This is a genomic window from Streptococcus oralis (assembly GCF_001578945.1).
GTDB classification, from domain to species: domain Bacteria; phylum Bacillota; class Bacilli; order Lactobacillales; family Streptococcaceae; genus Streptococcus; species Streptococcus oralis_Q.
Genome location: NZ_KQ969551.1, coordinates 550,217 through 554,780, shown reverse-complemented (window position 1 = coordinate 554,780; position 4,564 = coordinate 550,217). Strand labels below are relative to the sequence as shown.

Annotated in this window: 5 protein-coding genes; all 5 read left to right on the top strand. The window is 38.6% G+C overall.

What is annotated here, in order from left to right; genetic code table 11:
• Nucleotides 1-351: aconitase family protein (locus SORDD16_RS11830; protein ID WP_241734004.1), on the top strand; the 351-nt coding region annotated here is incomplete at its 5' end.
• A 9-nt stretch (nt 352-360) separates the two neighbouring features.
• A complete protein-coding gene (gene leuD / locus SORDD16_RS05310; RefSeq protein ID WP_049536560.1) occupies nt 361-954 on the top strand; it encodes a 3-isopropylmalate dehydratase small subunit in 594 nt (197 codons plus the stop codon).
• Between the two features lie 27 nt (nt 955-981).
• Entirely contained in the window at nt 982-1,761 is a 780-nt protein-coding gene (locus SORDD16_RS05305; RefSeq protein ID WP_061452615.1) for an L-threonylcarbamoyladenylate synthase, read from the top strand.
• Nucleotides 1,762-1,917: 156 nt separating this feature from the next.
• Nucleotides 1,918-3,633 carry an McrB family protein gene (locus SORDD16_RS05300; RefSeq protein ID WP_061452614.1) on the top strand — a complete coding sequence of 572 codons (1,716 nt, stop codon included), beginning with the start codon at nt 1,918-1,920 and terminating at the stop codon, nt 3,631-3,633.
• A partial coding sequence (locus tag SORDD16_RS05295) for a 5-methylcytosine restriction system specificity protein McrC (protein ID WP_061452613.1) occupies nt 3,620-4,564 on the top strand: 945 nt, incomplete at its 3' end. The genes SORDD16_RS05300 and SORDD16_RS05295, both read left to right, overlap by 14 nt.

Genomic DNA, 4,564 nt, shown 5'->3' with positions numbered 1-4,564 from the left:
GACTTGCAACTGGCTGCTCGATTTGTCAAAGGGAAGAAAATAGCTCCTAACTTAACGGCTATTGTGGTTCCAGGCTCTCGTCCTGTCAAACGAGCTGCTGAGAAGTTGGGCTTGGACAAGGTCTTTCTAGAGGCTGGCTTTGAATGGAGAGACCCAGGTTGCTCCATGTGCCTAGGGATGAATCCTGATAAGGTCCCTGATGGGGTTCACTGTGCCTCAACCAGTAACCGCAACTTTGAAGATAGACAGGGATTTGGTGCTAAGACCCATCTCTGTAGCCCAGCCATGGCAGCTGCGGCGGCTATCGCAGGGCGCTTCGTAGATGTTCGGCAAATGCCAGAGGCCCAGTAAGGAGAGGATATGGAGAAATTTACAGTTTATACGGGAACGACCGTTCCTCTCATGAATGATAACATTGACACCGACCAAATACTCCCTAAGCAGTTTCTCAAGTTAATTGATAAAAAAGGCTTTGGTAAGTACCTCATGTATGCTTGGCGTTATCTGGACGACAAGTATACTGAGGATCCAGACTTTGTCTTTAACAGACCTGAATATCGCAAAGCAAGTATTCTCATCTCAGGGGATAACTTTGGGGCGGGGTCTTCGAGGGAACATGCAGCCTGGGCCCTAGCTGACTATGGTTTTAAGGTCGTGATTGCAGGATCTTTCGGGGACATTCATTACAATAATGAACTCAATAATGGCATGTTGCCCATTGTTCAGCCTAGAGAGGTGAGAGAGAAACTAGCCCAACTCAAACCGACCGACCAGGTAACTGTGGACTTGGAACAACAGAAAATCATCTCACCAGTCGGAGAATTCACTTTCGAAATCGATAGTGAATGGAAACACAAGCTTTTAAATGGTTTGGATGATATCGGAATTACTTTGCAGTATGAAGATTTGATTGCTGCTTACGAAAAACAACGACCAGCCTACTGGCAGGATTAGAAAAAATAGAAAAGGAAATATAGAACTATGACAAAACACATTCAATGGAACGGAACACTTTCACAAGAAGGCTACGACATTTTAAAAGGTGAGGGCGGATGTATCGTTTGCCCTACAAAAGTTGGTTACATTATCATGACGAGCGATAAGGCAGGTCTTGAACGCAAATTTGAAGCCAAAGAGCGTAACCGTAACAAACCAGGTGTTGTACTTTGTGGAAGCATGGACGAGCTTCGCGCTTTAGCGCAACTTAACCCAGAAATTGAAGCCTTCTACCAAAAACATTGGGACGAAGACATTCTTCTAGGCTGTATCCTTCCATGGAAACCAGAAGCCTTTGAAAAACTTAAAGCTTATGGGGATGGTCGTGAAGAACTCATGACAGACGTTCGTGGTACTAGCTGTTTTGTTATCAAGTTTGGTAAAGCTGGTGAACAATTGGCTGCTAAACTTTGGGAAGAAGGTAAAATGGTCTACGCCTCATCAGCTAACCCATCTGGAAAAGGAAATCGTGGTAAGGTAGAAGGTATCGGAGAACGGATCGAAGGAGCAGTGGACCTTGTCATTGAAGCAGACGACTATGTGGCATCCATCCAACCTGACAAAACGATTGAAACTCGCTACGAGCAAGGTGTGATGGTATCAATGGTCGATAAGGACGGCAAACTCATCCCAGAACAAGGAGGAGACCGTTCAATCTCACCAGCACCAGTCGTTATCCGTAAAGGGCTTGACATTGATAAAATCCTGATGCATTTGTCAGATACCTTTAACTCATGGGACTACCGTCAGGGTGAGTATTATTAGGATTGAAAAGAAGTCTAGTGTTAAGAGTGAATAAAGCTCTCTACACTGGGCTTTTTCTTTAGAAATTCTTTTCTTTTTATATAGGATATGATATGCTAGAGATGAACTATATATTAATAGAACTTACTTGTGACAGTAAATTAAAGGAGTATTCAAATGAACAGTGAACTAGATAACTATTTTTTTGTTGGTACAAAATTTGGTGATGATGATTATCTTGAATATTTTAGGAAAGAAGGAAAGTGGGAATTAGGATGGCATAACAACGAGGAAAATAAACAGTATCAAAAAATGTTAAAGTTGTTTAATAAAATTAAACCAGGTGACGTTTTATTTGCTAAATCTACATATGTCAAAAAGAAGAATTTACCTTTTGTAAAGAAAGATGATTTAAAGGTTTCTGTGATGAAAATTCGTGGAATGGCGACTGTTAAAGAGATTTTAGATGATGGGCATACTATTATTGTTGATTGGAAAAAAGAGTATGTAGAGAGGGAGTGGTTTTTCTTTACGGGGCAAGAAACAATATGGTTTCCATCAGATATTAAGTATCGAACGAAAGAGACTAACCAGTTAATAAAATTTGCTGCAAGTGATGAAATCATAATTCAAGACTATGACTATTTTTTGAATCATCCTAATTGGAAAAAGTATAAAAAATTAGAAAGTGACACTATGTTAAGGAATGATTTTTTATTTGATTATAGTGGTCTATTAAAAAAATCCAAAAACCTCATCCTCCGTGGTGCTCCTGGTACAGGAAAGACTTATCTTGCTAAAGAAATTGCTAAAGAATTAACGGATGGCAACGAAGACCAAATCGAATTTGTACAGTTTCACCCTTCCTATGATTATACGGATTTTGTAGAGGGGTTGAGACCAATCCTGGTAAATGATGGACAGATTAACTTTGGCTTGCAGGATGGCATTTTTAAGAAGTTTTGTCAGAAGGCTAAAGAAGCTCAAAAAACTGGAGGCCAAGATAATTTTGATGAAGCTTGGGATCTTTATCTTGAATATGTAAATAGCAGAGATGAAAAAGAATATTTGACAGAATTTTCCTATCTCACAGTAAATAGTCGAAATAATTTTAATATCAATTATGAAACTAAAGCCCAAGGAACTTGCTTAACAAAATCTTATGTTTATGAACTCTATAAAGATGAAAAATATCTGAAACAGCCCTATTATCGTAATCAAGGAAAAAAAGTCCTAGAAACTTTAAAGAAAAGATTTGGTTTGAAAGACTATATCTCTCCAACAGAGATCAAGACAGACAAGAATTTTATCTTCATCATTGATGAAATCAATCGTGGAGAGATTTCTAAGATTTTTGGTGAACTCTTTTTCTCTATCGACCCTGATTATCGTGGCGAAAGGGGGAGTGTTTCCACCCAGTATGCTAATTTACATGAGACGGATGAGAAATTTTATATCCCCGAAAATGTTTACATCATCGGAACCATGAATGATATTGACCGTTCAGTAGATACCTTTGATTTTGCCATGCGTCGTCGTTTCCGTTTTGTTGAAGTTACTGCTGAAAGCCAACTATACATCCTTGATGAAAAACTAGGTGAGCATGCTGAAGAAGCTAAAACTCGACTAAGGAACTTGAATGTTGCTATCGAAAATGTTCAGGAGCTAAACAGTCATTATCATATCGGACCAAGTTATTTCCGTAATTTAAAAGAATTGGATTATGATTATGAATTACTCTGGTCTGATTACCTTAAACCGCTTTTGGAAGATTACTTACGAGGTTCTTATGAAGAGGTTGAAACTCTGGATACATTGAAAGAAGCATTTGATTTGACAAATAACGGGGGAACAGATCGGCAAGATACTGGTGATGATAATGCGGATAACTGATAATCAGCATAGAATTGCTAAAGAAGACTTTGCCGCAGAATATCCCAAACTAAGTCAAGCGCTTCTTGATAGAACACTAGATAGCCTTTCTCGCGAGGACAATATTTTTATTTTTCCAAATGATTTGATAAGTTCTCTTGATTTAGACAAGGACCAAAAGATTTTGGAAACAGTTAATCAGGAAATCAAGACAGAAAATGTGATTGGCTTTCTGGGGTGTGGTCAGGAAAGGTTAACGATTTCCTCTCGTTTTTCTGATGAAAGTAACGACCATTTTTTGCATTATCTTTTACAAAAGGTTCTCAATATCAATCTGACTAGTTTAGACATCGGTCTATCTCCAGAGGATAAACTCTATCAGCTTTTGGTTTACCTCTTTCCCAAGTATCTGCAAGCTGCTCTCCGAAAAGGTCTTTATAAGGAATACCAGAGATTTTTTCATAATGATAGTCATGTGAAGGGTGTACTAGATGTTGGAAATCATCTGAAAAAAAATCTCCCTTTTATGGGAAGCATTGCCTATACAACAAGAGAGTTTACTTATGATAATCCACTCATGCAGTTGATTCGGCATACGATTGAGTACATTAAGAATCAGAAAAGTTTCGGAGTTCTGCTCGATAGTAATCGTGAAAATATGGCAGAAATCGTGCGAGTAACCCCATCTTATAAACTCGCTGATCGTGCTAAGATTATCAGAATGAATAAAACGAAATCCATCCGACACGCCTACTTCAGAGAGTACAGAAAGTTGCAAGAGCTTTGCCTGATGATCCTAAATAGAGAGAAGCATGGGTTAGGATATCAAGAGCAAAAAATCCATGGTATTCTTTTTGATGTTTCCTGGCTTTGGGAAGAGTATGTTTATACCTTGTTGCCAAAAGATTTCATCCATCCACGAAATAAGGATAAGACGGACGGTATTTCAGTA

What these genes read in the sequence shown, in the direction of transcription:
- leuD (WP_049536560.1), top strand. Translation starts at nt 361, where the DNA reads ATGGAGAAATTTACAGTTTATACGGGAACGACCGTTCCTCTCATGAAT.
- SORDD16_RS05305 (WP_061452615.1), top strand. Translation starts at nt 982, where the DNA reads ATGACAAAACACATTCAATGGAACGGAACACTTTCACAAGAAGGCTAC.
- SORDD16_RS05300 (WP_061452614.1), top strand. Translation starts at nt 1,918, where the DNA reads ATGAACAGTGAACTAGATAACTATTTTTTTGTTGGTACAAAATTTGGT.